This is a genomic window from Streptomyces sp. NBC_00328 (genome assembly GCF_036139655.1).
GTDB lineage: Bacteria > Actinomycetota > Actinomycetes > Streptomycetales > Streptomycetaceae > Streptomyces.
In genome coordinates, this window is sequence record NZ_CP108013.1 from 7,990,882 (window position 1) to 8,017,577 (window position 26,696).

Here is a 26,696-nt window from a genome sequence, read left to right on the forward strand (position 1 = left end):
CCGCGGCTCGTGTCCTTCATCGTCCCAAACGCGCTGGTGACGCGTCGCGCGGGCTTGCCCGGACGGCCACCACGGTGTCCTTGTGCCCCGGAAGCCTCAGGGCGAGCAGGGTTCCCGCCGCGGAGAACACCGCGAGCGCGGTCAGCGGGGGGCCGACGGCGGCGCCGGGCGTCAGCGACATCAGCGTGGCTGCCACCGCGATCCCCAGCGTGGGTCCGATGTTCATCGCCGTCTGCTGCAGTCCGCCCGCCACACCGGCCGACGCCGCGGGGGCGTGCCGTACGGCGACCGCCGTCGTCGTCACCATCACCGTCACGAATCCGGCACCCAGCAGCAGGAAGCCGCAGGCGATGGGCAGTGCGGTGGACGCCGGTCCGAGCCGGCCCAGGAGCAGGACGCCGAGCGTGAGGACGAGCGTTCCGGCCACGGCGGTCCGTCGCGGGCCGATCCTGCGCATGAGGACGGCGGCGAGGGGGGCTCCGAGCACCATCATCACTCCGGCGGGCAGCGCCCGCAGGCCGGTCTCCGTCGGGTCGAGACCCAGGGTGCGCTGGAGGAAGTAGCTGGCGACGAACAGGGTGCCGAGCAGCGCGGCGGACACGGCCACCAGGGTGCCGAGCGCCGCGCCGATGGTCGCCGAGCCGAGGATCTCCGGCGGCACCAAGGGGTTCGCGGCCCGGCGCTGCCGGCGGACGAACGCGGTGCCGGCGGCGGCCACCAGGGCCGCTCCGGCCACCCTCGCCGCCGTCCAGCCGGTTTCGGGTACGGCGACCAGGGTGTGCACCAGGGCGACCAGGGCGACGGTGAGCAGACAGGCTCCCGGCACGTCGAGGCCCTCGGCCGCCGGCGGGCGCACCGTTGTCCTCCCCTGATCGGCGGGCGCCCGGACAGCGAGCGCGGCCGCGCCCATCGCCAGTGCGGGCGGCACGTTGAGGAAGAAGACGGACCGCCATCCGAAGTGGCCGACCAGCGCGCCGCCGAGCAGCGGACCCGCGGCCGCGGCGATCCCGATGGCGCTCGCCCGCAGCGCGATGGGCGTCCCGAGCCGGTCTGGCGGGTACGCGGCGCGCAGCATGCCGAGCGTGGCCGGTTGCAGCAGCGCGCCGAAGACACCTTGGGCGACCCGCAGTGCGATCACCCAGCCGATGCCGGGCGCGAGACCGATTCCGGCGGACGCCGCCCCGAAGCCCAGGATGCCGAGGGCGAAGATCCGTTGGTGCCCGTAGCGGTCGCCGAGGCGTCCCGCGAACACCAACAGGCCCGCCACCGCGATGAGATACCCGGTGCTGGTCCACTGGACCTGCGCGAACGAGGCGTGCAGGTCGCCCTGGAGCGCGGGCTGCGCGACGGTGAGGACCGTGCCGTCGAGGGCGACGATCACGGCGCCGACGACGTTGCTCGCGAGGGTGATCCGGCGGTGTGCCGTCCTTGGAGGGGCCGGGCGCGCGGCGGCCGTGGGGGTGACGCTGTCGGAGCCGGGGGCTGTCATCGTTCCTCCGGGCCGAGGTGCGCGTCGAGCGCCGCGTGCAGCAGCGGTAGGCAGTCGTCGGTTCCCGTGGTGAGCTTCAGGCTTCCCCAGCCCCACAGTTGGGCGATGCCGTGCAGGTTCGCCCACAGGGCACCCGCGAGGATCCGTGCGTCGGCCTCCGGGCGCACCCGGCCGACGAGGTCCACCAGTACCCCGAACAGCGGCAGGCTGGTCTCCCGGAGTCCCAACCGGTTGCTCTCCAGCAGGTCGTGACGGAACATCAGCTCGTACATGCCGCGCTGGGTCAGCGCGAAGTCCAGGTACACCTTCGCGAGGGCGGTCAGCCGGGCTCGGGGGTCGGTCCCGCCGTCGCCGGCCGGGTGCGCCGCGCGGTGCTGGAGGTCGGTGAAGCCGCGGCGCGCGATGGCCGACAGCAGTTCCAGGTGGGTCGGGAAGTAGCGGCGCGGGGCGCCGTGCGAGACCCCCGCCCGGCGGGCGATCTCCCGAAGTGTCAGCGCCTGTGCGCCCTCCCTCGTCACGAGATCGACTCCGACGTCGATCAGGTGCGTGCGCAGTCCGGTGGTCGTTTCCAGCTCGCTCATAGACACTGTCTACCAAGGGAGAGTAGACACTGTCTACAGGCCCGCTGGATGAGGACGGAGCCAGGGAGGGCGTCGGGGCGGAATGATGTGCCGGATCCGGAGCGTTGACGCTCGTATGACTGAGGAAGCGACCCAGGACGCGACGCAGGACGCACTGCTCAAGCTGCTCTCCGAGTACAAGGGCGGGGTGCTCGTCACCCTCAAGAAGGACGGCCGGCCCCAGCTGTCGAACGTCAGCCACGTCTACTACCCCGACGAGGGGATCATCCGCGTCTCGCTCACGGACGACCGCGCCAAGACCCGCAATCTGCGCCGGGACCCACGGGCCTCGTACCACGTGACCAGCGCGGACCGGTGGGCGTACACGGTCGTCGAGGGCACGGCCGAGCTGACGCCCGTCGCCGAGGATCCGCGCGACGAGACGGTCGAGGAGCTCATCCGGGTCTACCGGGACGTCCTCGGCGAGCACCCCGACTGGGAGGAATACCGTGCCGCCATGGTCCGCGACGACCGGCTCGTCCTCCGGCTGCGCGTGGAGCGGGCGTACGGGATTCCCGGACGCTGATACGGAATCCCCGGCTCCCAGGTCGTGACGCGCCGCGTCGGCCCGCCGGCCGGCATGCCCGGTGCTCCGACGAGGCGGTCGACGAGGGCTCCGCGCACCCCGGTGTCCCTGAATCCGGCCGGGTCGAGCGGAGTTGCCGACTGGCCGGCGGCCGCGGACCCGGGTGGTGCGGGCGGCCCCGGTCGCCCGGGGCGCGCACACCACCGGTGGGCCTCAGCCGGTCAGGGACTTCCACAGCGTGATCGAGCGGTCCTCGACCGTAATCTGGTCGTTGTGCCCGTGGCCGTCGGCGATGCAGATGATCCGGTATTTCTGCTGGTGGAACACCCAGAACAGGCTCAGCCCGTTGATGCGCTGCATGTCCGGCACGGCGAGGAACTCGTCCACGCGGGAGACGCCGGCCAGCGACTGCCACAGACTGAGCGAACGGTCGCCGCGCTCGATGACGTCGGTGTGCGCGGAGCCGTCGGCGATCGAGATCAGCCGGTAGACCTGCTGCCCCAGGGAGGAGTGGAAGAGCCAGTAGTAGCTCTTCCCGTTCTGGCGCTGCATGTCGGGCACCGGCAGGAAAGCGTCCACCTGCTCGATTCCGTTGAACGAGGCCCAGGCCGAGATCGGCCGGTCGGGCCGGTCGACGGCGCCCGCCGCCTCGGGGTCGAGTCCGGACTCCGCTCCGTCCGCGATCGAGATCAGCCGGTAGACCTGGCGGCCTTCGACGGTGTGGAACAGCCAGTACCGGCTCCGGCCGTTGACGCGCTGCTCGTCCGGCACCGGCAGGATCGCGTCCACCTTTGACACGCCGATGCAGCACGGCCAGGTGGCCAGGGGCCGGTCGGGGCGCTCGACGACGTCCTTGTGCTCGTCGCCGTCGGCGATGGAGATGGTGCGGCAGACCGGTCCGTCGCCACCGGTCCCGTAGGCCCAGTACCAGCTCTTGCCGTTGTCCCGCTGACGGTCGGGAATCGGGAGGAAGGCGTCGGTCGGCCGGACGGTCTCCGGGAGTTTGTCGGTGAGGCGGCCGTCGCCCAGCAGCCGGAGTGTGGTGAGCGAGGGGACGAAGGCGTAGACCGAGCCCTCGGTGGTGACGAACTGATGGAAGCTCAGCTCGGTCGTCGCGTCGGGGCTCTCGAAGGTGACCTTGCCGGTGGGGCCGACCATCGGGTCGGGGCCGGGCTTCCCGGGGCGGTTCGGCGGGAAATCGACGTTGTCGATCCACATCTTCTGGATGAACTCGAACTGTTCGACGAGGTCGGACTGGTAGCAGACGAAGAGCAGCCCGCGCGGGTGGTCGGGGCCGCCCGGGCCGTCCGAGGCCGGGTCGAAGGGCGCACCGTAGGGGGCGCCGCGGCGGATGATCCGGCGTCGGTCCATGACCGGGTTCTCGGGGAACGGGTCCGTGCCGGGCTTCTCCTGCAGGCCGTCCCGGGGGTTGGTCTTGCGCAGGTGGGAGAAGAGCGGGGTGGTGAACCCCTCCGGGTCGTTGCGGTAGCCGAAGTCGTTGTCCTGGCCCGCGAGGGCGTTGTCGGGCATGTCGGCGTGCGGGCACTTGGCGACGGGAGTGCCCGAGCGCCAACGGCCCACCATCCGGGCGGCCAGCCATTCGGCGGTCGCCTCGTCCGGCACCACTTTGGCCTTCCTCAGGACCTTCAGCTGTGCGGCGACCTGGGCCCACCAGCCCGGGACGTCCTGAGCGAGCCGGCGCACCACCTGGAAGCTGCCGTTGTCGGCCCACTCCGGCATCTCGTCGTACGGAATCCCGCCGACCCGGTCGTGCCCGATGACGAACTCGCCGGGCGGGATCAGCCGGGTGCCCGGGTGGTCCTTGACGTACTCCGGCCGCTTCGGGTCGGGCTCGTCGAAGCCGATCACCCCCGGCTCGCTGACCCCGTCCTTGAAACCGAAGTGTTCCTTTCCGCGGCGGGTGCCCGGCAGCGTGGCGCCGTTCTGCTGGAAGACGATCACGATCTTGGCCTGCGCGGCGGCCTCGCGCTGGGCGGTCAACGCGTCCTGGAGCCCCTCGGCGGTGTCGGAGGCGACGGTGATCACGGCGTGTACGGTCTGGCCCTTGCCGTCCCCGAACAGCCAGTTCTCGGGTGAGCTGTCGCCGGTGTCGCCCAGCGAGCGCTTGTGGGACCCCTCCTTGAACGCCTCCAGAGTGCCGCCCCTCTGCACCGAGGGCAGGGGGTCCTTGCCGCCTACGAGGACCTTCAGGCCCTCGTAGGTGAAGCTGACGTTCGTCCAGGTGGCCTTCAGGGTCTGCGGGTCGTCGCCGCCGGTGGCCTGCCTGGCCTTGCGGAACGCCGCGTTGAAGGTGGCCACCTGTCTGGTGGTGGAGATCTGGGATGCGAGCCGCTTCACCCAGGTACGGGCCCGCGCGGGGTCCTCGAACTTGAGGAAGAGCAGCGTCATGCGGTCCTTCTTGAAGCCCGCGATCACATCGCCCTGGATGTCATCGCTCTCGCGCAGTTTGGTCTGTTCTGTCACGTCTCCTCCTTGACAGTCGCATATGCCATGTAATGATCACAGTAATCGCGACGCTACGTCATGTGATCGACGAAGGGGCGGAGATGTCGCCGGACGAGCCCGTCGGCAGGCGTGTGCCGTGACGCAAAACCCCTGTCCTGTACGGGTTCTGACTCGTTCGGCTGCCGGGAGGTCACCCGCCCGCCCGGCATCGCGCGACAGCGGACGACCGGGACGTGAACACTTTGAGTAGTCATGTGCTCGCGTCATGTGCTCGCCATCGGGTCGGTGACACGGCGCGGCCGCGACGCCACCGCTGCGCACCCTGCCCTCTCTCTCGCAAGGAGTCCCATGTCCCGTAGGAACCTGACCGGGCCGTCGTCCAGAAGGATGCTGTCCGCGACGATCTCCGCGTGTGCCGTCTCCGCGCTGACCCTCACCGTGCTGTCGTCCGGCCCGGCCGCCGCCCACGGGCACGGCGGTGACGCACCCTCGGCCGACCGGGCGAAGGCCGACCCGGACGAGGCGAAAGTCATCGGCGAGGAGCACGCCGAGGAACACGCCATGACCAGGAAGGCAGTCAAGGCCGTCGGCGAGTACCCGCAGACCACCCGCACCGAGCGGCTCAAGGCGCTCGCGGCCTCCCAGGCCAAGGTCAACGCGGACTTCGACGCGCTGGACGCCGGCAGGTTCCGGGAGTACTTCCAGTCCCCGGACTTCGCCGCGCACATCGCGATGCTGCCCACCGGCAAGGTGCTGCTGTTCTCCTTCGAGCGCATCGAGAGCAACCCTCAGAAGGAGCCGGCCCCGACCGACACCATCGGCAAGGAGAACGCGGGCCGCGCCTACCTGTGGGATCCGGCCAAGGGCACAGGACCGGGCTCGTTCACCAAGGTCACGCCGCCCGTGATCAACATGCCGGACGGGCTCAACCAGCCCCGTCCCGCGCCGTTCTTCTGTGCCGGTCATTCCTTCCTGCCCAACGGAATGCTCGGCGTCTTCGGCGGCAACCTCGGCGGCAACGGCGGCAGCGGCGCCAAGCTCTCCCTCGTCTTCGACCCGTGGGAGGAGAAGTGGTACCAGAACCAGGACATGGTGGTCGGCCGGTGGTACCCGTCGGTGGTGACCGGCGCGGACGGGCGGCAGCTGATCATGTCCGGCCAGTCGGAGCTCGGCTGGGGCACCCCCACCTCGATCGTCGAGCGCTTCCCCGCCCTGAACAAGCCCGTGCCCACGGCCAAGACGGACAAGCCGGAGGGCTGGGCGCCGGAACTGTTCAAGGCCGACGCCCCGTTCAAGCGTGACTACCCGCACCTCTTCTCGCTGCGTGACGGCAAGATCTACGGCCTGGGCCGGGACCCCGACCAGCAGTGGAAGTTCGACCCCGCCGCCGAGACCCGGACGGACCTGGCACCCCGTCCGGACAACATGCCGCGCAACTACGGGTCCGCCGTGCCGCTACCCGCCGGCTTCAAGGGCCCGGACTCGGTGCTGGTGCTCGGCGGGGACCGGAACGACCCGAACACCTATCAGCTGGTCGGCGGCCAGTGGAGCAAGGAGAAGGCGAGAGCCTTCGGCCGCACCCAGGACGACACCCTGCTCATGCCGGACGCGACCCTGATGACCGTCAACGGCGCCTTCGACATCCGCGACTACGGCAACGGCCCGTACAACCCCAACGCGGATCTGAAGTACCGCCAGATCGAACTGCGCGACGAGAACGGCAACTGGAAGCTCGGCCCGGCCCAGCGGCTGCCGCGCGGCTACCACTCCAACGCCGTGGTGCTCCCGGACGGCCGGGTGATGGTCACCGGTGACGAGCTCCAGCAGCTCGCCAACGACCCCGACATCACCGACGACATGAACGGCAGCATCGAGATCTACGAGCCGGCCTACCTCCAGCAGGGCGGCCGCCCCCACCTCGGCACCGTGTTCAACCCGTCCGTCGGATACAACGAGAAGATCACGGTGAGCAGCAACACCGCCGCCGACGTCACCCGCGCCGTCCTGCTGGCACCGACCACCGCGACCCACTCGGTCAACACCAGCCAGCGCCACCTCGACCTGCGGATCAAGAGCCGCAGCGGCAGCTTCCTCGAACTGCAGGCACCCCCGTCGGCCAGTGCCGCCCCGCCCGGCTACTACATGCTCTTCCTCCTCAACGAGGAGGGCGTACCCAGCACCGCCGGCTGGGTCCAGCTCAAGCCGGCCTCCGGCGGCCAGACCCGGGGGTCGAGCCTCCGCCCGCAGTAACCGCCCGGCTCTGAGGACCTCCGCTCTTCGGAGGTCCTCAAAGGGCTTCGGCTCCGTCACCGCTCAGAACCCCGGCGAGGCGTGGAAGGGGATCCGATCGGCGATGGGTGCGGCTCGTTTCGAGTGAGGCCGCCGGTCAGGCGGTCACGGCCTCACGCCGAACCGCGTCGCCCGCCGCGTCCTCGCCGAGCCGCTCGGTCGGCACCTTGTGGGTCTCGCGGGCGGTGAGCACGGCGAGCACCGGCGGTACGCACAGCGCCGCGGTGAACAGCGCGACCGAGGACCAGTCGTCGCCGTCGGGACCGGCGATCTGCGCGGCGAACGTGACGGCGAACCCGGCCACGGCGAAGCCGATCTGGGTGCCTATCGCCGTGCCGGAGAGCCGCACGCGCGTGGAGAACATCTCTCCGTAGAAGGAGGGCCAGACACCGTTCGCGGCGCTGTAGACGACGCCGAAGGCGAGGATGCCGAAGAGCAGGACCAGGGGGTAGGAGCCGGTGGAGATGGCCCACAGGTAGGCGAACATCAAGCCCGCGCTGCCCGCGGCGCCGATCAGATACACCGGGCGGCGGCCGATGCGGTCGGAGAGCATGGCCCAGGCGGGAATCGCGCCGAGGGCGACCAGGTTGGCCAGCGCGCCGACCCACAGCATCTGTGTCCGGGAGAGGCCGACCGCGTCACTGGTGCCGTAGGCCAGCGCCCACACCGTGAAGATCGTGCTGACCGAGGCGATGAGCGCACCCGCGACCACGCGCAGCACGTCCGCCCAGTGCTCGCGGAACAGCACGGCGAGGGGCAGTCCGACGACTCCTTCGGTCTCCGACTGCCGGGTGAAGGCCGGAGTCTCCTGGAGGGTGCGGCGGATGACATAGCCGACCACGGCGACGACGACGCTCGCCCAGAAGGGCACACGCCAGCCCCAGGAGAGCAGCTGGTCCTCGGGCATCGTGGCGACCGCCAGGAAGACCAGGGTCGCGATGAGCTGGCCGCCCTGGGTGCCGCTGAGGGTGAAACTGGTGAAGAAGCCGCGCCGTCCCGGAGGTGCGTGCTCCAGCGTCATCGAGTTGGCTCCGGCCTGTTCGCCGGCCGCGGAGATGCCCTGAAGGACGCGGCACAGGACGAGCAGGACCGGGGCGATGCCGCCGACCTGCGCGCGGGTCGGCAGGCAGCCGATGAGGAACGTCGAGAGCCCCATGAGGATCAGCGTGAAGACCATGATCTTCTTGCGACCGAGCCGGTCGCCGAAGTGGCCGAGGAAGAGGGCGCCGACCGGGCGGGCCGCGTAGGCGACGCCGAAGGTGGCGAGCGACTGGAGGGTCGCTGTGGCCGGGTCGGACTCGTCGAAGAAGACCTTCGGGAAGATGAGGGCCGCGGCGCTGCCGTAGATGAAGAAGTCGTAGTACTCCAGGGCGCTGCCGATCCAGGCGGCCATGGCGGCCTTCCTGGGCTGGCCGGGTGGCGCGTCGAGCGGGGCTGCGGGTTCGGACACGGCTTGCTCCTTCGGGTGACTCCGGGGACGGGAGTGCGGCGGGGCGCGGGGCCGGTGCCGTGACCCCGAGGGGCGGGGCGCGGCACCACCGCCGTGCCGCAGAGAGCCCGGACGGCGGTGCGACGGTGGCCGGCCCCTGGCCCCGTGATTAATTAACCCACTGGATAGTTAGTAGCGGATGGCTACGGATGCTGCGCCCAGGTCACCCGGGTGTCAAGGGGTCGCGCCGAAGGATGTTCCCGTGCTCAGTCCGCCGCGCGGTCCGCGGTCAGATAGGCGATGACCATGTCGCCGAGCATCGAGCGGTAGTGCTCCCGCTGGTCGGGGGCGGTCAGGTCGCGGCCGAACAGGGCGCCGAACGTATGCCGGTTGGAGACGCGGAAGAAGCAGAAGGCGCTGATCATCGCGTGCAGGTCCACGGCGTCGACGTCGGCGGTGAACAGGCCCGACTTCCTCCCGGTCGCCAGGATCCGGCGGATCACGTCGAGCGCGGGCGAGCCGATCCTGCCCAGCGCCTCGGAGTCCGCGATGTGTTCGGCCTCATGGATGTTCTCGATGCTCACCAGGCGGATGAAGTCGGGGTGCGCCTCATGGTGGTCGAAGGTCAGCTCGGCGAGCCGGCGGATGGCCGCGACCGGGTCCAGGTGCTCGACGTCCAGCTCCTGTTCGGCCTGCCGGATCACCGAGTAGGCGCGCTCCAGGACCGCCGTGAAGAGCTGCTCCTTGCCGCCGAAGTAGTAGTAGATCATCCGCTTCGTGGTGCTGGTGCGGGCGGCGATCTCGTCGACCCGGGCGCCCGCGAAACCGGCGCGGGAGAACTCCTGGGTCGCCACGTCGAGAATCTCGGCCTTGGTGCGGGAGGCGTCGCGGATGCGCCCGCCAGGTCGTGCCGGTTCTTCGACGCTGGTCATCGGGTTCCTTCGGGCGAGACGGTCGGTGTCCGCGATTCTAGAAGCAGGGCGGGCCCGGGGGAGATCGCGAGGCGTCCTCGCGCGCCTTCGCCGGGGCGGCTCTTCCCTTCGGGGAGGCTGCTTGATATGACTAACGAACCAGTTCGTACATTAGTGACGGCCGATCGGTCACCGCTCGCCCGCCGACCCCACGCCTCCGGAGGCCCGCCGTGTCCCAGACCTCGTACCTCGTCGGCCTCATCGGCTCCGGAATCGGTCCCTCCCTCAGCCCCGCCCTCCACCAGCGGGAGGCCGACCGGCAGGGGCTGCGCTGTCTGTACCGGCTGATCGACATCGACAGCCTCGGCGTTCCGCCGGAGGCCGTCGGCGATCTCGTACGGGCCGCACGCGACGTCGGCTTCGACGGGCTGAACATCACCCACCCCTGCAAACAGCTCGTCATCCCGCATCTCGACGATCTCGCTCCGCAGGCCGCCGCGCTCGGCGCGGTCAACACCGTCGTCTTCGAGGACGGCCGCGCGACGGGACACAACACGGACGTCACCGGTTTCGCGGCATCCTTCGCGCGCGGACTGCCCGACGTTCCCCTGGAACGCGTCGTCCAGCTCGGCGCGGGCGGCGCGGGCGCGGCCGTCGCCCACGCCGTGCTCACCCTGGGCGCGGGACACGTCACCGTCGTCGACGCCGTGCCCGACCGCGCCGCCTCCCTCGCCGCCGCGCTCAACGGCCACTTCGGCGAGGGCCGGGCCGCCGCGTCGGTACCGGACACACTCGCGCCCCTGCTCGCCGGCGCCGACGGCGTCGTGCACGCCACCCCCACCGGCATGGCCGCGCACCCGGGCCTCCCCTTCCCCGCCGCGCTGCTGCGCCCCGGACTGTGGGTGGCCGAAGTGGTCTACCGGCCGCTGGAGACCGAACTGCTGCGCACCGCCCGAACGGCGGGCTGCGCCACGCTCGACGGCGGCGGAATGGCCGCCTTCCAGGCCGCGGACGCCTTCCGGCTGTTCACGGGGCGCGAGCCCGACACGGCACGGATGCTCGCGGACATCGCCGAGCTGGCCGGCGCCGCGGGCGCCCGGAACTGAGGGCGTCGCGCGGGGGGAGGCCCTGGGACCTGTCCGACCGGACCCGTCCTGGACGAACAGACCGAAGGAGCACCGCCATGCGTACGTCCATCGCCACCGTGTCCCTCAGCGGCTCCCTGACCGAGAAGCTCACCGCCGCCGCCCGGGCGGGCTTCGACGGAGTGGAGATCTTCGAGAACGACCTGCTCGCCAGCCCCCTCACCCCCGAGGAGATCCGGGCCCGCACCGCCGACCTCGGCCTGAGCATCGACCTCTACCAGCCGATGCGCGACATCGAGGCCGTCGCGGAGGAGGAGTTCAGCCGCTCGCTGCGGCGGGCCCGCCACAAGTTCGAGCTCATGCGCCGCCTCGGTGCCGACACCGTGCTGGTGTGCTCCAGCGTCTCGCCGCACGCCGTGGACGACGACGCGCTCGCGGCGGAGCAACTGCGCCGGCTGGCCGTCCTCGCCGCGGACTTCGGCGTCAAGGTCGCGTACGAGGCGCTCGCCTGGGGCCGGCACGTGAGCACGTACGACCATGCCTGGAGCATCGTCGAGGCGGCCGGACACCCCGCTCTCGGCACCTGCCTGGACAGCTTCCACATCCTCGCCCGCGGATCGGACCCCAAGGGGATCGAGGACATCCCCGGGGACAAGATCTTCTTCCTGCAACTGGCCGACGCCCCGCTGATGGCGATGGACGTGCTCCAGTGGAGCCGTCACTACCGCTGCTTTCCCGGCCAGGGCGGCTTCGACCTCGCGGGACTGCTCGCCCACGTCCTGCGCGCCGGTTACGACGGGCCCCTGTCCCTCGAGGTCTTCAACGACGTCTTCCGGCAGGCCGAGGCGGGCCCGACCGCCGTCGACGCCCGCCGTTCCCTGCTCGTCCTCCAGGAGACGGTCCGCCCTCTGCTGCGCGAGGCGGCCGGGCTCGCGGCACCACCCTCCCCCGTCGTTCCGACCGGAGTCGCCTTCGCCGAACTCGTCACACCGGATGTCGTCCCCGTCGCCACGCTCCTCGGCGCCCTCGGTTTCGCCCGTACGTCCCGGCACCGCAGCAAGCCCGTCGACCTCTGGGAACAGGGCGAGGCCCGCGTCCTGGTCAACACCGGACCGGCCGCCCGGCACGGCGGCACCGCTTTCGCCGCGATCGGCCTGGAGTCGCCCGACCCCGCCGCCGCGGCCCGGCGCGCCGAATCCCTCCTCGCTCCCGTCCTGCCGCGCCGCCGCGCCCTGGAGGACGCGCCCCTCGACGCGGTCGCCGCGCCCGACGGCACCGAACTCTTCTTCTGCGCCTCTCCCCGGCCCTCGGCGCCGCCGGAGGGCCGAACGTCCCCCGCCCGTGGCGAACTCCCGGTCTGGACGGACGACTTCGAGCCGGTGGAACGGGTGCCCCACGACGAACCCGCCGAGGGGGAGCCGGGCGCCTCACGCGTGACCCGGATCGATCATCTGGCGCTCACCCAGCCCTGGCACCAGTTCGACGAGGCCGCCCTGTTCCACCGCGCCGTCCTCGGACTGGGCGCCCAGGAGAGTGTCGACGTCGCCGACCCCTACGGACTGCACCGCAGCCGCGCGGTCACCAACGACGACGGAAGCGTCCGGATCGCCCTCGGTGTCGGCCCCGCGCCCACGGACGACGGCGCCCGCTCCCAGCACATCGCCCTAGCCACCCGTGACGTGATCCAGGCCGCCCGGCGCTTTCGCGCGGCCGGCGGCCTGCTGCTGGCGGTACCCGCCAACTACTACGACGACCTGGCCGCCCGGTACGGGCTCGGCGACGAGGAACTGGCGGTGTACCGCGAGCTCGGCATTCTCTACGAACGCGACGGGGAAGGGGAGTTCCGGCACTGCTACACGCGGACCGTCGGCCGTGTCTTCTTCGAACTCGTCCAGCGGGACGGTGGATACCGGGGGTACGGAGCGCAGAACGCCCCGGTGCGCCTCGCCGCGCAGCGCGCGGAGGGGCGGCCGGGGCGCTGAGCCGAACGGGCCCGGCGGGCAGGGGGTGTCCTACAGGTCGAACTCGTGCGGCGGCAGGTCCAGCGTGAAGCACGCCTCGCGCACGACGGCCTGCTCGGTCTTGTCGAAGTCGCCGTCGGCACCGCCGATGACGATGCCGATCTGGATGACCGCGCGCGCCTCGGCGGGCTTCTTCTTCGCCTTGGCGATCTCCTGGAGAACGCTGACCTTGCCGAAGGCGAAGTCGGCCGTCAGCTTGTTCAGGTTGTCGTCGAAACGGCGCTGCAGGTCCGTGGCGTCGAAGTTCTGAAGGACCTCGTTCGTGGCGATGAGCTGGGCCACGCGCTGCCGCTCGGACGGGTCGATCGTGCCGTCCGCCGCCGCGACCAGGGCGCACATCGCCATGCTCGCGTCGCGGAAGGCGCCGCTCTTGAGGTCGTTCTTCTTCGCCACGAGCTGGGTCTGCATCGTCGACGCGGACTCCTTGATGCGGTCCCACAGGGCCATGAGAACTCCATACGTGGTCAAGAGCCCGGTCCGCCCCAGCGGGCGGACCGGAGGACTCTTCGGTTTCTACAGCGGCACCGTGGAAACTAGTGGACCGTGACGGAAGTTCCCGGTTGATTCCAGGCGGCGATCACGGGATCGCCGTGCTCGGTGGAGAGCCGGCTGACGGTCCCGGTCGAGAGCTGGAACAGCCGCCCCGACTCGGGCGGCAGCCCCAGCCGTCGCGCCGTGAGCACCCGCAGGAAGTGCGCGTGCGCCACCAGCACCACGTCACCGGGGTGGTTGCAGAGCGCGGCGTCCACCCGGGAGAGCACCCGGTCGGCCCGCACGCCCACCTCGCGAGGCGATTCGCCGGGGTGGCCGTCCGGGCCGGGCGGCACCCCGTCCTCCCACAGCACCCAGCCGGGCCGGGCCCGGTGGATGGCGATGGTGGTGATCCCCTCGTAGCCGCCGTAGTCCCACTCGTGCAGATCGGGGTCGGTCCGCGCGCCGGACAGACCCGCGAGCTCGGCTGTCCGGACCGCGCGGCCGAGGGGACTGGTGAGGACCTGGGCGAAGGACCGCCCGGCGAAGAACGGAGCGAGGGACTCGGCCTGCTCCTCACCGTGCCGGGTGAGCGGAAGGTCGGTCCAGCTGGTGTGCTGTCCCGTCAGCGTCCACTCGGTCTCTCCGTGGCGGACCAGGATGAGATCGCCCATGGTCCCTCCTACTTCGCCGACTCGACGGCGTGGCCGCCGAACTGGTTGCGCAGCGCCGCGATCATCTTCATCTGCGGCGAGTCGTCCTGGCGGGACGCGAAGCGGGCGAAGAGGGACGCCGTGATGGCGGGCAGCGGAACGGCGTTGTCGATGGCCGCCTCGACGGTCCAGCGGCCCTCGCCGGAGTCCTCCGCGTGGCCGCGCAGCTTGTCCAGGTGCTCGTCGCCGTCCAGGGCGTTGACCGCGAGGTCGAGCAGCCAGGAACGGATGACGGTGCCCTCCTGCCAGGAGCGGAACACCTCCCGTACGTCGGTGACCGAGTCGACCTTCTCCAGGAGTTCCCAGCCCTCGGCGTACGCCTGCATCATGGCGTACTCGATGCCGTTGTGGACCATCTTGGAGAAGTGGCCCGCGCCCGCCTTGCCGGCGTGCACGAAGCCGAAGTCGCCCTCCGGCTTGAGCGCGTCGAAGACCGGCCGCACCTTCTCGATGTTCTCGGCGTCGCCGCCGACCATCAGCGCGTAGCCGTTCTCCAGGCCCCACACACCGCCCGAGACGCCGGCGTCGACGAAGCCGATGCCCTTGGCCGCCAGCTCCTCGGCGTGCTTCTCGTCGTCCGTCCAGCGGGAGTTGCCGCCGTCCACGACCGTGTCGCCGGCCTCCAGCAGGCCGCCGAGCTCGTCGATGACGGTCTGGGTGGGGGCGCCGGCCGGCACCATCACCCAGACCACACGCGGGCCTTCCAGGCTGCTCACGAGTTCGGCGAGGCTGTGCACGTCGGCGAGGTCCGGATTACGGTCGTAGCCGACGACGGTGTGGCCGGCGCGGCGTATGCGCTCGCGCATGTTGCCGCCCATCTTGCCGAGACCGATGAGTCCGAGCTGCATTGTCAGTTCTCTACTTTCGGAGGTTGCGGTAAGCGGCCACGAGAGCGGCCGTGGAGGGGTCGAGACCGGGCACGTCGGCGCCTTCGGTGAGGGCCGGCTCGACGCGCTTGGCGAGCACCTTGCCGAGTTCGACGCCCCACTGGTCGAAGGAGTCGATGTTCCAGATCGCGCCCTGGACGAACACCTTGTGCTCGTAGAGGGCGATGAGCTGGCCCAGGACCGAGGGGGTCAGCTCGGCGGCGAGGATCGTGGTGGTGGGGTGGTTGCCCTCGAACGTCTTGTGCGGCACCAGTTCCTCGGGCACGCCCTCGGCGCGGACCTCGTCCGGGGTCTTGCCGAAGGCCAGCGCCTGCGTCTGGGCGAAGAAGTTCGCCATCAGCAGGTCGTGCTGGGCCGCGAGTTCGTCGCTCAGTTCACCGACCGGGTTGGCGAAGCCGATGAAGTCGGCGGGGATCAGCTTCGTGCCCTGGTGGATCAACTGGTAGTAGGCGTGCTGGCCGTTGGTGCCGGGCGTGCCCCACACCACCGGTCCGGTCTGCCACTCCACCGGGTTGCCGTCGCGGTCCACGGACTTGCCGTTGGACTCCATGTCGAGCTGCTGGAGGTAGGCCGTGAACTTCGACAGGTAGTGCGAGTAGGGCAGTACGGCGTGCGACTGCGCGTCGTGGAAGTTGCCGTACCAGATGCCCAGCAGGCCCAGCAGCAGCGGGGCGTTGGCCTCCGCGGGAGCCGTGCGGAAGTGCTCGTCGACCAGGTGGAACCCGTCGAGCATCTCGCGGAACCGCTCCGGACCGATCGCGATCATCAGCGACAGGCCGATCGCCGAGTCGTAGGAGTACCGCCCGCCGACCCAGTCCCAGAACTCGAACATGTTCGCCGTGTCGATGCCGAAGTCCGACACCTTCTCCGCGTTCGTGGACAGCGCCACGAAGTGCTTCGCCACCGCCTCCTGACCGGCCTTCAGGCCCGTCAGGAGCCAGTCACGCGCCGAGGTGGCGTTGGTGATCGTCTCGATCGTGGTGAACGTCTTCGAGGCGATCACGAACAGCGTCTCGGCCGGGTCCAGGTCCCGCACGGCCTCGTGCAGGTCCGCGCCGTCCACGTTGGACACGAACCGCACGCTCAGCGAGCGGTCGGTGAAGGAGCGCAGCACCTCGTAGGCCATCGCCGGACCGAGGTCGGAGCCGCCGATGCCGATGTTGACGACGTTCCTGATGCGCCTGCCGGTGTGTCCGGTCCACTCGCCCGAGCGGACCCGCCCGGCGAAGTCCGCCATCTTGTCCAGGACCGCGTGCACGGCCGGCACGACGTTCTCCCCGTCGACCTCGACCACCGCGTCCCGCGGCGCCCGCAGCGCGGTGTGCAGCACCGCCCGGTCCTCGGTCACGTTGATCTTCTCGCCCCGGAACATCGCGTCCCGCAGCCCGAACACGTCCGTGGCGACGGCGAGTTCCTGGAGCAGGGCCAGGGTCTCGTCGGTGATCAGGTGCTTGGAGTAGTCGATACGCAGATCGCCGACCTGGACGACATAGCGCTCGGCGCGCGCGGGGTCGGCGGCGAACAGGTCACGCAGCCGCGGGTGGAGCAGCGCGGTCGCGCGGTGGTCCTCCAGGGCCACCCACTCAGGACGCCGGGTGGGCTTGGGGTAGTCAGACACGAGGGCTCTCCTTGGGGGCCTCGCCGCGCAGGGCGATGGCGTACATCTCGTCCGCGTCGAGGCGGCGCAGTTCCTCGGCGATCAACTGGGAGGTGGTGCGCACCTTCAGCGCGAGGGTGCGGGAGGGCTGACCGGGCAGGGACAGGGTCGCGAGCGGGCCCTCGGGGCGGTCGATGACGATCTCGCCGTTCTCGGTGCCCAGCCGGACGGCGGTCACCACGGGGCCCGCGGTTTCGACACGCTCGGTCCTGACCTGGAGGCGGGCCTCCAGCCAGCGGGCCAGCAGTTCGGCGCTCGGGTTCTGCGCCTCGCTCTCGACGGTCGCCGAGATCACCTTCGTACGGGCCTGGTCGAGGGCCGCCGCCAGCATGGAGCGCCATGGCGTGAGCCGGGTCCACGCCAGGTCGGTGTCGCCCGGCGCGTACGAGGCGGCGCGGGCGTCCAGCGCCTGGAGCGGGGTCTCGACGGCGTACATGTCGGTGATCCTGCGCTGGGCGAGGGCGCCCAGCGGGTCCTTGACCGGGATCTCGGGCGCGTCCACCGGCCACCAGACGACGACCGGGGCGTCCGGCAGCAGCAGCGGCAGGACCACCGAGTCGGCGTGGTCCGAGACCTCGCCGTACGTCCGCAGGACGACCGTCTCGCCGGTGCCCGCGTCGGAGCCGACGCGCACCTCGGCGTCCAGACGGGAGTTGGTGCGGTCGCGCGGGGTGCGGGCGACGCGCCTGATGACCACCAGGGTGCGCGAGGGGTGCTCCCGGGAGGCCTCCTCGGCCGCCTTGATGGAGTCGTACGCGTTCTCCTCGTCGGTGACGATGACCATCGTCAGGACCATGCCCACGGCGGGGGTGCCGATGGCCCGGCGCCCCCGTACGAGCGCCTTGTTGATCTTGCTTGCCGTGGTGTCGGTCAGGTCGATCTTCATGGCCTGCGCCAGCTCCGTCCGTCTCGTGCGAGCATCTCGTCGGCTTCCTCCGGACCCCAGCTGCCCGAGGGGTACTGCGCGGGCGTGCCGTGGCTCTCCCAGTACCCCTCGATCGGGTCGAGGATCTTCCAGGACTCTTCCACCTCCTGGTGACGGGGGAAGAGATTGGCGTCGCCGAGCAGAACATCCAGGATCAGCCGTTCGTACGCCTCCGGGCTGGACTCGGTGAACGACTCGCCGTACGCGAAGTCCATGGTGACGTCCCGGATCTCCATGGACGTACCCGGCACCTTCGATCCGAAGCGCACGGTCATGCCCTCGTCGGGCTGGACGCGGATGACGATCGCGTTGGCGCCGAGTTCCTCGGTGGCCGTCGAGTCGAACGGGGAGTGCGGGGCGCGCTGGAAGACCACCGCGATCTCCGTGACGCGCCGGCCGAGGCGCTTGCCGGTCCTGAGGTAGAACGGGACGCCCGCCCAACGGCGGTTGTCCACCTGGAGCTTGACGGCAGCGTAGGTGTCGGTCGTCGACCGGGGGTCGATGCCGTCCTCCTGGAGGTAGCCGCGCACCCTCTCGCCGCCCTGCCAGCTCTCCGCGTACTGGCCGCGCACGGTGTGCTCGCCCAGGTTCTGAGGCAGCTTCACGGCCCTGAGGACCTTGAGCTTCTCGGCGAGCAGCGACTCGGCGTCGAAGGCCGCTGGCTCCTCCATGGCGGTCAGCGCCATGAGCTGGAGCAGGTGATTCTGGATCACGTCCCGGGCGGAGCCGATGCCGTCGTAGTAGCCGGCCCGGCCGCCGATGCCGATGTCCTCGGCCATCGTGATCTGGACGTGGTCGACGTACGACCGGTTCCAGACGGGCTCGTACATCTGGTTGGCGAAGCGGAGCGCCAGGATGTTCTGGACGGTCTCCTTGCCGAGGTAGTGGTCGATCCGGAACACCTGGTCCGGGTCGAACACCTCGTGCACGATCCGGTTCAGCTCGCGGGCGCTCACCAGGTCGTGGCCGAACGGCTTCTCGATGACCGCGCGCCGCCAGGACCCCTCGGGAGCGCTCGCCAGCCCGTGCTTCTTGAGCTGCTGGACCACCTTCGGGAAGAACTTCGGCGGTACGGAGAGGTAGAACGCGTAGTTGCCGCTGGTGCCCCGGGAGGCGTCCAGTTCGTCGACGGCCGCGCGCAGCTGCTTGAACGCCGTGTCGTCGTCGAAGTCGCCGGGGATGAACCGCATGCCCTCGGCGAGCTGCTGCCAGACCTCCTCGCGGAACTCGGTCCGCGCGTGCTCGCGCACCGAGTCGTGCACCACCTGGGCGAAGTCCTGGTCCGCCCACTCACGGCGGGCGAACCCGAGGAGCGAGAAGCCCGGCGGCAGCAGACCCCGGTTGGCGAGGTCGTACACGGCCGGCATCAGCTTCTTGCGGGACAGGTCGCCGGTGACGCCGAAGATGACCAGACCGGAGGGGCCCGCGATCCGGGGGAGCCGGCGGTCGCGCGGGTCACGCAGCGGGTTGTCCCACTCGGCCGCCGGGACGCCGAGCGCCTCGGCGAGAGCCTCGGCCGCCGGGACGCCCAGCGCGTCGGCGAGGGCCTCGGGCGTCAGGCCGTCCTGTTCCACGGCCGTGTCACCGGATCCCTGCGACGCGGTGGCCGCATCCTGCGGCTCGCTGTCGGAAAGCGCCTCACCCTTGGTCATTCCCCTTCAACTCCCTTGCCCCGCAGGGAGGCCGCCACGGCGTCGAGAAGGTCCTCCCAGGCCGCCTCGAACTTCGCGACACCCTCGTCCTCCAGTTGGCCCACGACCTCGTCGTAGGAGATGCCGAGCGCCTCGACCGCGGCCAGGTCGGCGCGAGCCCGGTCGTAGCCGCCGGTCACCGTGTCGCCGTGGATGTCGCCGTGGTCGGCGGTGGCGTTCAGCGTGCCCTCCGGCATGGTGTTGACCGTGCCGGGCGCCACCAGCTCGTCGACGTACAGGGTGTCCTTGTACGCGGGGTCCTTGACGCCGGTGGAGGCCCACAGCGGACGCTGTTTCTGCGCGCCGGAGGCGGCGAGCGCCGTCCAGCGGGCACCGCCCTCCGCCGAGCCGTCGGCGGAGCCGAACACCGTCTCGTACGCCTCGTAGGCCAGACGGGCGTTGGCGAGCGCCGCCCTGCCCTTGAGCGCGAGGGCCTCGTCCGTGCCGTTCTTCGCGAGCCGCTTGTCGATCTCGCTGTCGACGCGGGAGACGAAGAAGGAGGCGACGGAGTGGATTCCGGCGAGGTCGATGCCCGCGGCCTTCGCCCGCTCCAGGCCGGCGAGGTAGGCGTCCATGACCTCGCGGTAGCGCTCCAGCGAGAAGATCAGCGTGACGTTGACGCTGATGCCGAGGCCGATGACCTCGGTGATCGCCGGGAGACCGGCCTTCGTCGCCGGGATCTTGATCATCACGTTCGGTCGGTCCACCAGCCAGGAGAGCTGCCGGGCCTCGGCGACGGTCGCGGCGGTGTGGTGCGCCAGCCGGGGGTCGACCTCGATGGAGACCCGGCCGTCACGGCCCTCGGTCGCCTCGGACACCGGGCGCAGGATGTCCGCGGCGGCGCGCACGTCCGCGGTCGTCATCATGCGGACGGCCTCGTCGACCGTCACCCCGCGTACGGCGAGGTCGGCGAGCTGCCGCTCGTACCCCTCGCCGGAGCCGATGGCCGCCTGGAAGATGGACGGGTTGGTGGTCACGCCCACCACGTGCCGTGTGGCGACGAGTTCGGCCAGGTTGCCGGATTCGATGCGCTTGCGGGAGAGGTCGTCGAGCCAGATGGAGACGCCTTCGCCGGAGAGGAGCTCAAGAGGTGCCGCGGTCGCGGTCGTTTCGGTCACAGTGATCATCTTCCTTCGTGCGAACGGATCAACCGCGGACTGCGGCAAGAGATTCCCGCGCGGCGGCGGCCACGTTCTCGGGGGTGAAGCCGAACTCGGCGAACAGCGTCCCGGCGTCGGCCGAGGCGCCGAAGTGCTCCAGCGAGACGATGCGCCCGGCGTCACCGACGTACCGGTACCAGGTCAGACCGATTCCGGCCTCGACCGCCACGCGGGCCTTCACGGACGGCGGAAGGACACGGGCCCGGTACTCGGGGGACTGCTCCTCGAACCACTCGACGGACGGCATCGACACCACGCGGGTGCCGACCCCCTCGGCCTCCAGCAGCTCGCGCGCCGCGACGGCGAGCCGCACCTCGGAGCCGGTCGCGACGATGACGAGGTCCGGGGTCCCGGTGGAGGAGTCCCGCAGGACGTAACCGCCGCGCGCCGCGTCGGCGTTGGCCGGGTAGGTCGGCACGCCCTGACGGGTGAGGGCCAGACCGTGCGGGGCCGGGTTCGTGGCGTGCCGCTTGAGGATCTCGGCCCAGGCGATCGCGGTCTCGTTGGCGTCGGCCGGACGGACGATGTTCAGGCCGGGGATGGCGCGCAGCGAGGCGAGGTGCTCGATGGGCTGGTGGGTGGGGCCGTCCTCGCCGAGGCCGATCGAGTCGTGCGTCCACACGTACGTCACCGGGAGCTGCATCAGCGCGGACAGCCGGACGGCGTTGCGCATGTAGTCGGAGAACACCAGGAAGGTGCCGCCGTAGATACGGGTGTTGCCGTGCAGCGCGATGCCGTTCATCTCCGCGGCCATCGAGTGCTCGCGGATGCCGAAGTGGATCGTGCGGCCGTACGGGTCCGCCTCCGGCAGCGGGTTGCCCTTCGGCAGGAACGAGGACGTCTTGTCGATGGTGGTGTTGTTCGAACCGGCCAGGTCGGCGGAGCCGCCCCACAGTTCGGGGAGTACGGCGCCGAGCGCCTGGAGGACCGTGCCGGAGGCTGCGCGGGTGGCGACACTCCCGCCCTCCTCGAACACCGGCAGCGCGCTCTCCCAGCCCTCGGGAAGCTGTCCGGCGACGATCCGGTCGAAGAGCTTCGCGTTCTCGGGCCGCTCGGTGCGCCACGCGCCGATCCGCTTGTCCCAGGCGGCGTGCGCCTCGGCGCCCCGGTCCAGGGCCTGGCGGGCGTGGGCCAGCACGTCGGCGTCGACCTGGAAGGCCTGTTCCGGGTCGAAGCCCAGGATCCGCTTGGTGGCGGCGATCTCCTCGGCGCCCAGCGCCGAGCCGTGCGAGGCCTCGGTGTTCCGCGCGTTCGGGGCGGGCCAGGCGATGACCGTGCGCATCGCGATGATGGACGGGCGTCCTGTCTCGGCCTGCGCGTCCTTGAGCGCCGTGTACAGGGCGCGCACGTCGATGTCGCCGTCGGGGGCGGGCTCGATGCGCTGCACGTGCCAGCCGTACGACTCGTAGCGCTTCAGCACGTCCTCGGAGAAGGCGGTCGCCGTGTCGCCCTCGATGGAGATGTGGTTGTCGTCGTAGAGGAAGACGAGGTTGCCGAGCTTCTGGTGGCCGGCGAGCGAGGAGGCCTCCGCCGAGATGCCCTCCTCCAGGTCGCCGTCGGAGACGATCGCCCAGATGGTGTGGTCGAACGGGGACTCGCCCCCGGGGGCCTCCGGGTCGAACAGACCGCGCTCGTAGCGGGCGGCCATCGCCATGCCCACCGCGTTGGCGGCACCCTGGCCGAGCGGACCGGTCGTGGTCTCCACGCCCGCGGTGTGCCCGTACTCGGGGTGGCCGGGCGTCTTGGAACCGTGGGTGCGGAACGCCTTCAGATCGTCGAGGCCGAGTTCATAACCTGACAGGAAGAGCTGGGTGTAGAGGGTCAGCGAGGTGTGACCGGGGGACAGGACGAAGCGGTCGCGGCCGGTCCACTCCGGGTCGGCCGGGTCGTGACGCATCACCTTCTGAAAGAGCGTGTACGCCGCCGGGGCCAGGCTCATCGCCGTTCCGGGGTGGCCGTTGCCGGCCTTCTGCACGGCGTCGGCGGCCAGAAGGCGGGCGGTGTCGACGGCCCGGCGGTCGAGCTCGGTCCAGGTGACTCCGTCGGAGCTCTGCGTACTCATCTTCAAGAAGTCCTCACGACATGGGCTGCAACGCGGTCTCTGCGTTCAAACCTAAAAGTCAGACTTTTACTGGGGAAGGTGCCCGCGTGTCAGCCTTCGGTGAAAATGGGACACGTGGAGCCGTGGCGAGCCGACGCGAGAAGGACATGAACGACAGAACCACCCAAGGCGGCACCGGCGGTACGGGCGGCCGGGACGGGATCAGGACCTTTCCCTTTCCGGCCGATCTGAGCCTGTCCGGCGTGGGCATGCAGGTCGGCGCGATGGGGACCGGGCGCACCTGGCACGCGGACGCCCCGCTGGAACGCGTGCACCGCATCGACTTCCACGTCGTGATGCTCTTCCACGAGGGGCCGGTGCGGCACATGGTCGACTTCGCGGAGTACGAGGCCCGCGCGGGCGATGTCCTGTGGATCCGGCCCGGCCAGGTGCACCGCTTCTCCAGCACCGACCCCTACCGCGGCACCGTCCTGACCATGCAGCCCGGATTCCTGCCCCGCGCGACCGTCGAGGCGACCGGCCTCTACCGCTACGACCTGCCCCCGCTGCTGCGCCCCGACGCCGCCCGGCTGGCCGCACTGGAACACGCGCTGACCCAGCTGGAGCGCGAGTACGTCGACACGACCACGCTGCCGCTCAGCCTGCACACCGCGGTGCTGCGGCACTCGCTCACCGCGTTCCTGCTGCGCCTCGCCCACCTCGCGGCGAGTTCCGCCGAGGCGGCCCACGAGCACACGGACACCACGTTCACCCGTTTCCGGGACGCGGTCGAGAAGGACTTCGCCGTCAACCACAGCGTCAGCGCCTACGCCGACGCCCTCGGGTACTCGCGCCGGACCCTGGTGCGCGCGGTGCGGGCCGCCACCGGCGAGACGCCCAAGGGGTTCATCGACAAGCGGGTCGTCCTGGAGGCCAAACGGCTCCTGGCTCACACGGACATGCCGATCGGGCGCATCGGGGCCGCCGTCGGCTTCCCCGACGCGGCCAACTTCTCGAAGTTCTTCCATCAGCACACCGGGGCGACCCCGGTGGCCTTCCGGACCGAACTGCGCTGAGCGGGACGGACCTGGTGGGTCCGCCCCGCTCGGCCGGGCTGCTCTACGGGTGGCTGCGGGTGACTGCCCGTCAGTCCGCCCGCCGGGTCACCGGTCAGTGACCGAAGTCGAACCAGTTGACGTTCACGAAGTCCGCGGGCTGGCCGCTGGTGAAGGTCAGATAGACGTCATGGGTTCCGGTCACGGAGCTCATGTTCGCGGGCACGGTCCTCCAGGACTGCCAGCCCCCGGTGTTGGCCAGCGCGAAGCTGGCGACCGGTGTGCTCGTACGGCTGTCGAGGCGCACCTCGATCAGGCCGCTGACGCCGCCCGCCGCGCCGCTCGCGACCCGGCCGTGGAACTGGGTGGCCGCCGAGGAGCCGAAGTTGACGCCCTTGTAGACCGCGTAGTCGCCGTTCGCGATCGTGCCGATGTCCTGGCCGCCGCCGGTGTCCGTGGTGGTCTCGCTGACGACGCCGCTCTGGCTGTCGTAGGACTCGGCCTGGATGGCGCTGTAGGCGTCACGGTTGCCGGTGGGCGGCGGAGTGGTGCCGCCACCGCCGCCGGCCGACTGGAGCACCTGGACGTAGTCGACGACGAGCGGGTGACCGGGCTCCGTGCCGCTGTCGGGGCCGCCGCCGAAGGCGCCGGGGAAGCCGCCGCCCATCGCGACGTTCAGGATGATGAAGTAGCCGTGGTTCGTGGCGTTCGCCCAGGTGGTCGCGTCGACCTGGTTCGCCTTCACCGTGTGGAAGTTGACGCCGTCGAGGTAGAAGCGGACCTCCTCGGGGCTCGTCGACCTGTCCCACTCCATCGCGTAGGTGTGGAAACCGGCCTGGCAGGTCGTCCCGGTACAGGGCGTGTTGCTGCCGATGCCGCTGGTCTCGTTGCACGGGCCGCCCGGGCTGGTGCCGCAGTGCATCGTGGCCCACTCGGTGTTGAGACCCTGGACGTTCTCCATGATGTCCAGTTCGCCGACGCCCGGCCAGTTCTGGTAGTTGCCGCGGTAGGGCGCGCCCAGCGCCCAGAAGGCGGGCCAGTAGCCCTTGGCGGCGGCGCCGGTCACGTTCGGCATCTGCAGCCGTGACTCGATGCGCAGCTTGCCCCCGGCGGCGGGCTGGAAGTCGGTGCGCTTGGTCTCGATACGGCCCGAGGTCCAGTTGCCCGAGGCGTCACGGCGCGGGGTGATCAGCAGGTTGCCGCTGCCGTCCAGGGCCACGTTGCTGGTGCTGGAGGTCATCGTCTCGACCTCGCCGGTACCGAAGTTGGCCGGCCCGCCGGGGTAGCTGGTGCCCGTCGTGTACTGCCAGTTGGTCGTGTTGACGCCGCTGCCGGCGGTCCCGGTGAAGTCGTCGACGAAGACCTGGGACCAGCCGGTGGGGGGTGCGGGCGCGGACGCGTTGGCGGGGAGGGTGGCCGCGGTCGCGGCGGCCGCCGCCAGGCTCAGCGTGCCGAGCACGGCGATGAGCACGCGCCGGACGGAGCCGCGTCTGGGTGTGCCGGAAGTTTCACTCATGGGTGCCTCTTCGCGTACGGAGTGGGGGTGCGCGGGTGTGGAGGGAGCGCTCCCATGGCTGCTTGAGAGCGCTCTCACAAAAGCTGCGCGGCCAATGTGCTCTCTGTCACTCCGGTCGTCAAGAGGTGAAGCCGAGAAAGTCCTTTCGCCGTGCGGGAGTTCACGCCGTGAAGGAAGGCAGAAGGCCCGATGGACGTGCCACGAAGGGCAGTTGAAGCCCGTCCATCGGGCGCGGCCCTCAAAGAGCGCTGCCGGCCTTCCAGTCGGCCCATGACAGGTTCCAGCCGTTCAGGCCGTTCGACGCTTCGACGGTCCGCTCGCCCGAGTTCTCGACGACCACCACGTCGCCGAGCATCGAGCTCTCGTAGAACCGGTAGCCCGGCACGGAGCTGTCGTTCGCGCCCTTCGTGTCATGGAGGCCGACGCAGCCGTGGCTGGTGTTGCTGCCGCCGAAGACCGAGGCCGCGGCCCAGTAGTTGCCGTGGATGAAGGTGCCCGAGGTGGTCAGGCGCTGGGCGTGCGGCACGTCCGCGATGTCGTACTCGTCGCCGAGCCCGACCGTCGAGGACTCCATCCGGGTCTCCTTGAACCGCTCGCTGATCACCATGATCCCGGACCACGTGGTGTGGTCCGCGGCGCCGCCGCTGACCGGGTAGCTGGCGAGGGTGGACCCGTCCCGCTCGACCGTCATGGTCTTCTTCGCGAGGTCGACGGTGCTCACCTGGCGGCGGCCGATGCGGAAGGTGACGTCCTTGGACTGGACGCCGTAGACGCCGTCCGTGCCCTCGACGTCCTTGAGGCGCAGACTCAGCGTGATCTTCGTGCCCGCCGCCCAGTACCGCGCGGGACGGAAGTCGAGCCGGGTGTTCCCGAACCAGTGACCGACCACCTCGACCGCGGGCTCCGCCGTCACCGTGATGGCCTTTTCCACGGCGGCCCGGTCCTTCACCGCCTGGGTGAAGTTGATCGACACGGGCATGCCGACGCCGGACGTCGAATTCGCCTCGGGCGTGAAATAGCCGGCGAACGTCTCGCCCGGGGACTTCGTGACGAACGTCGCGGTGTGCTCCGCGGCACCCGCCGCTTTCGCCGTGACCGTGTATTTGGTGCCCGAGTACGGATTCCTGGCGGAGGTCCAGCGCGTACGGCCGTCGTTGAAGGATCCGGCCAGAGTGGAACCGTCGTTGCCGGAGACCTCGACCGACGACAGTGTGCCGTCCGTCACGGAGACCACGACCGGAGCGGTGAATCCGGCCCTCTTCGTGCCGTCGGCGGGGGAGACGGTGACCGTCGGCGTCCTCACCTGCGTCTTCGCCTTCGCCCCGGCCCCGGTGGCACCGGTCGCCGTCGCGTCCTTCCCGTCGGCGGCGCCCGCCGGACCGCCGCACCCGCTCAGCGCGAGGGCCGGTACGGCGGCACCGAAGGCCGCGAGGATTCCGCGCCGTGACCAGGCCGGACGTCCCGGCCGCCGGCGCACCCGCCCCGGGTCCCGCGGTGCGGACTCGGGCCGGTTCGATATCTCAGGGACGCCCACGGAACGCCTTTCCTCGGTTCTCTCGCTCACCACCACTGCGGGTGCATCCTGCGGGACTTTCCTGGGTTGATTCTTTGAATCCGGCTGCCCCAGCCTGAGATTCCGGTGAAGACGCGCGGAGAGACGGCCTGAATCCACGGTTGCCCGGCCGCCCCGAATTATGAACAGAGTATGAAGAGCCCCGTCCGATCCCTGAGTTCTCCATGAGAT

The 26,696-nt window shown here is 70.6% G+C and carries 20 protein-coding genes; 5 read left to right on the forward strand and 15 right to left on the reverse strand.

Annotation, left to right across the window (positions count from 1 at the left end; translation table 11 throughout):
• Window positions 1–16: 16 nt before the first annotated feature.
• Window positions 17–1,489, reverse strand: coding sequence for an MFS transporter (locus OG485_RS34845; protein WP_328672539.1), 1,473 nt, complete (start codon window positions 1,487–1,489; stop codon window positions 17–19).
• A complete protein-coding gene (locus OG485_RS34850; protein WP_328672540.1) occupies window positions 1,486–2,070 on the reverse strand; it encodes a TetR/AcrR family transcriptional regulator in 585 nt (194 codons plus the stop codon). The genes OG485_RS34845 and OG485_RS34850 overlap by 4 nt, the downstream gene beginning before the upstream one ends.
• Window positions 2,071–2,185: 115 nt before the next feature.
• Between OG485_RS34850 and OG485_RS34855 the strand changes: the two genes are divergently transcribed.
• Entirely contained in the window at window positions 2,186–2,635 is a 450-nt protein-coding gene (locus OG485_RS34855) for a PPOX class F420-dependent oxidoreductase (RefSeq protein ID WP_328672541.1), read from the forward strand.
• Between the two features lie 213 nt (window positions 2,636–2,848).
• Here OG485_RS34855 and OG485_RS34860 read toward each other — a convergent pair whose 3' ends face one another.
• Window positions 2,849–5,119 (reverse strand): Dyp-type peroxidase, encoded by a 2,271-nt coding sequence (locus OG485_RS34860; protein WP_328672542.1) that lies wholly within the window; start codon window positions 5,117–5,119, stop codon window positions 2,849–2,851.
• A gap of 330 nt (window positions 5,120–5,449) precedes the next feature.
• Between OG485_RS34860 and OG485_RS34865 the strand changes: the two genes are divergently transcribed.
• On the forward strand, window positions 5,450–7,351 hold the full coding sequence (locus tag OG485_RS34865) for a galactose oxidase early set domain-containing protein (protein WP_328672543.1): 1,902 nt from the start codon (window positions 5,450–5,452) through the stop codon (window positions 7,349–7,351).
• A 136-nt stretch (window positions 7,352–7,487) separates the two neighbouring features.
• Here the strand turns inward: OG485_RS34865 and OG485_RS34870 are convergent, their stop codons facing one another.
• Together OG485_RS34870 and OG485_RS34875 are read right to left on the reverse strand one after the other, a co-directional pair.
• Window positions 7,488–8,840, reverse strand: a complete 1,353-nt coding sequence (locus tag OG485_RS34870) for an MFS transporter (RefSeq protein WP_443048816.1) — start codon at window positions 8,838–8,840, stop codon at window positions 7,488–7,490.
• A gap of 245 nt (window positions 8,841–9,085) precedes the next feature.
• A complete protein-coding gene (locus OG485_RS34875; RefSeq protein WP_328672544.1) occupies window positions 9,086–9,751 on the reverse strand; it encodes a TetR family transcriptional regulator in 666 nt (221 codons plus the stop codon).
• A 209-nt stretch (window positions 9,752–9,960) separates the two neighbouring features.
• Between OG485_RS34875 and OG485_RS34880 the strand changes: the two genes are divergently transcribed.
• Together OG485_RS34880 and OG485_RS34885 are read left to right on the forward strand one after the other, a co-directional pair.
• The gene (locus OG485_RS34880; RefSeq protein WP_328672545.1) at window positions 9,961–10,836 is read left to right on the forward strand and encodes a shikimate dehydrogenase; all 876 of its coding nucleotides are present in this window, start codon (window positions 9,961–9,963) and stop codon (window positions 10,834–10,836) included.
• A 77-nt stretch (window positions 10,837–10,913) separates the two neighbouring features.
• Complete coding sequence (locus tag OG485_RS34885) at window positions 10,914–12,797, forward strand: bifunctional sugar phosphate isomerase/epimerase/4-hydroxyphenylpyruvate dioxygenase family protein (protein ID WP_328672546.1); 1,884 nt, start codon at window positions 10,914–10,916, stop codon at window positions 12,795–12,797.
• A 30-nt stretch (window positions 12,798–12,827) separates the two neighbouring features.
• On the opposite strand, the gene OG485_RS34890 is transcribed toward OG485_RS34885, so the two are convergent.
• The 8 genes from OG485_RS34890 to tkt all read right to left on the reverse strand — a co-directional run bounded on the left by OG485_RS34890 (window position 12,828) and on the right by tkt (window position 22,402).
• Window positions 12,828–13,283 carry a tellurite resistance TerB family protein gene (locus OG485_RS34890; protein ID WP_326784529.1) on the reverse strand — a complete coding sequence of 152 codons (456 nt, stop codon included), beginning with the start codon at window positions 13,281–13,283 and terminating at the stop codon, window positions 12,828–12,830.
• A gap of 86 nt (window positions 13,284–13,369) precedes the next feature.
• Complete coding sequence (locus tag OG485_RS34895) at window positions 13,370–13,981, reverse strand: histidine phosphatase family protein (RefSeq protein WP_328672547.1); 612 nt, start codon at window positions 13,979–13,981, stop codon at window positions 13,370–13,372.
• An 8-nt stretch (window positions 13,982–13,989) separates the two neighbouring features.
• Window positions 13,990–14,868, reverse strand: a complete 879-nt coding sequence (gene gnd / locus OG485_RS34900; protein ID WP_328672548.1) for a phosphogluconate dehydrogenase (NAD(+)-dependent, decarboxylating) — start codon at window positions 14,866–14,868, stop codon at window positions 13,990–13,992.
• A 10-nt stretch (window positions 14,869–14,878) separates the two neighbouring features.
• Window positions 14,879–16,525: a glucose-6-phosphate isomerase gene (pgi, locus tag OG485_RS34905; RefSeq protein WP_443048817.1), complete on the reverse strand. Its 1,647-nt coding sequence runs from the start codon at window positions 16,523–16,525 to the stop codon at window positions 14,879–14,881.
• Window positions 16,518–17,450, reverse strand: coding sequence for a glucose-6-phosphate dehydrogenase assembly protein OpcA (opcA, locus tag OG485_RS34910; protein WP_328672549.1), 933 nt, complete (start codon window positions 17,448–17,450; stop codon window positions 16,518–16,520). Before opcA ends, pgi begins: the two co-directional genes overlap by 8 nt.
• A complete protein-coding gene (zwf, locus tag OG485_RS34915; protein WP_328672550.1) occupies window positions 17,447–19,141 on the reverse strand; it encodes a glucose-6-phosphate dehydrogenase in 1,695 nt (564 codons plus the stop codon). Before zwf ends, opcA begins: the two co-directional genes overlap by 4 nt.
• Window positions 19,138–20,307, reverse strand: a complete 1,170-nt coding sequence (gene tal / locus OG485_RS34920; RefSeq protein WP_328672551.1) for a transaldolase — start codon at window positions 20,305–20,307, stop codon at window positions 19,138–19,140. The genes zwf and tal overlap by 4 nt, the downstream gene beginning before the upstream one ends.
• A 19-nt stretch (window positions 20,308–20,326) precedes the next feature.
• A complete protein-coding gene (gene tkt / locus OG485_RS34925; RefSeq protein WP_328672552.1) occupies window positions 20,327–22,402 on the reverse strand; it encodes a transketolase in 2,076 nt (691 codons plus the stop codon).
• A 146-nt stretch (window positions 22,403–22,548) separates the two neighbouring features.
• Between tkt and OG485_RS34930 the strand changes: the two genes are divergently transcribed.
• On the forward strand, window positions 22,549–23,457 hold the full coding sequence (locus tag OG485_RS34930) for a helix-turn-helix transcriptional regulator (protein WP_328672553.1): 909 nt from the start codon (window positions 22,549–22,551) through the stop codon (window positions 23,455–23,457).
• 94 nt (window positions 23,458–23,551) lie between these two features.
• Here OG485_RS34930 and OG485_RS34935 read toward each other — a convergent pair whose 3' ends face one another.
• The gene (locus OG485_RS34935) at window positions 23,552–24,952 is read right to left on the reverse strand and encodes a glycoside hydrolase family 16 protein (protein WP_328672554.1); all 1,401 of its coding nucleotides are present in this window, start codon (window positions 24,950–24,952) and stop codon (window positions 23,552–23,554) included.
• A gap of 238 nt (window positions 24,953–25,190) precedes the next feature.
• Window positions 25,191–26,486, reverse strand: coding sequence for a L,D-transpeptidase (locus OG485_RS34940; RefSeq protein WP_443048819.1), 1,296 nt, complete (start codon window positions 26,484–26,486; stop codon window positions 25,191–25,193).
• Window positions 26,487–26,696: the final 210 nt, after the last annotated feature.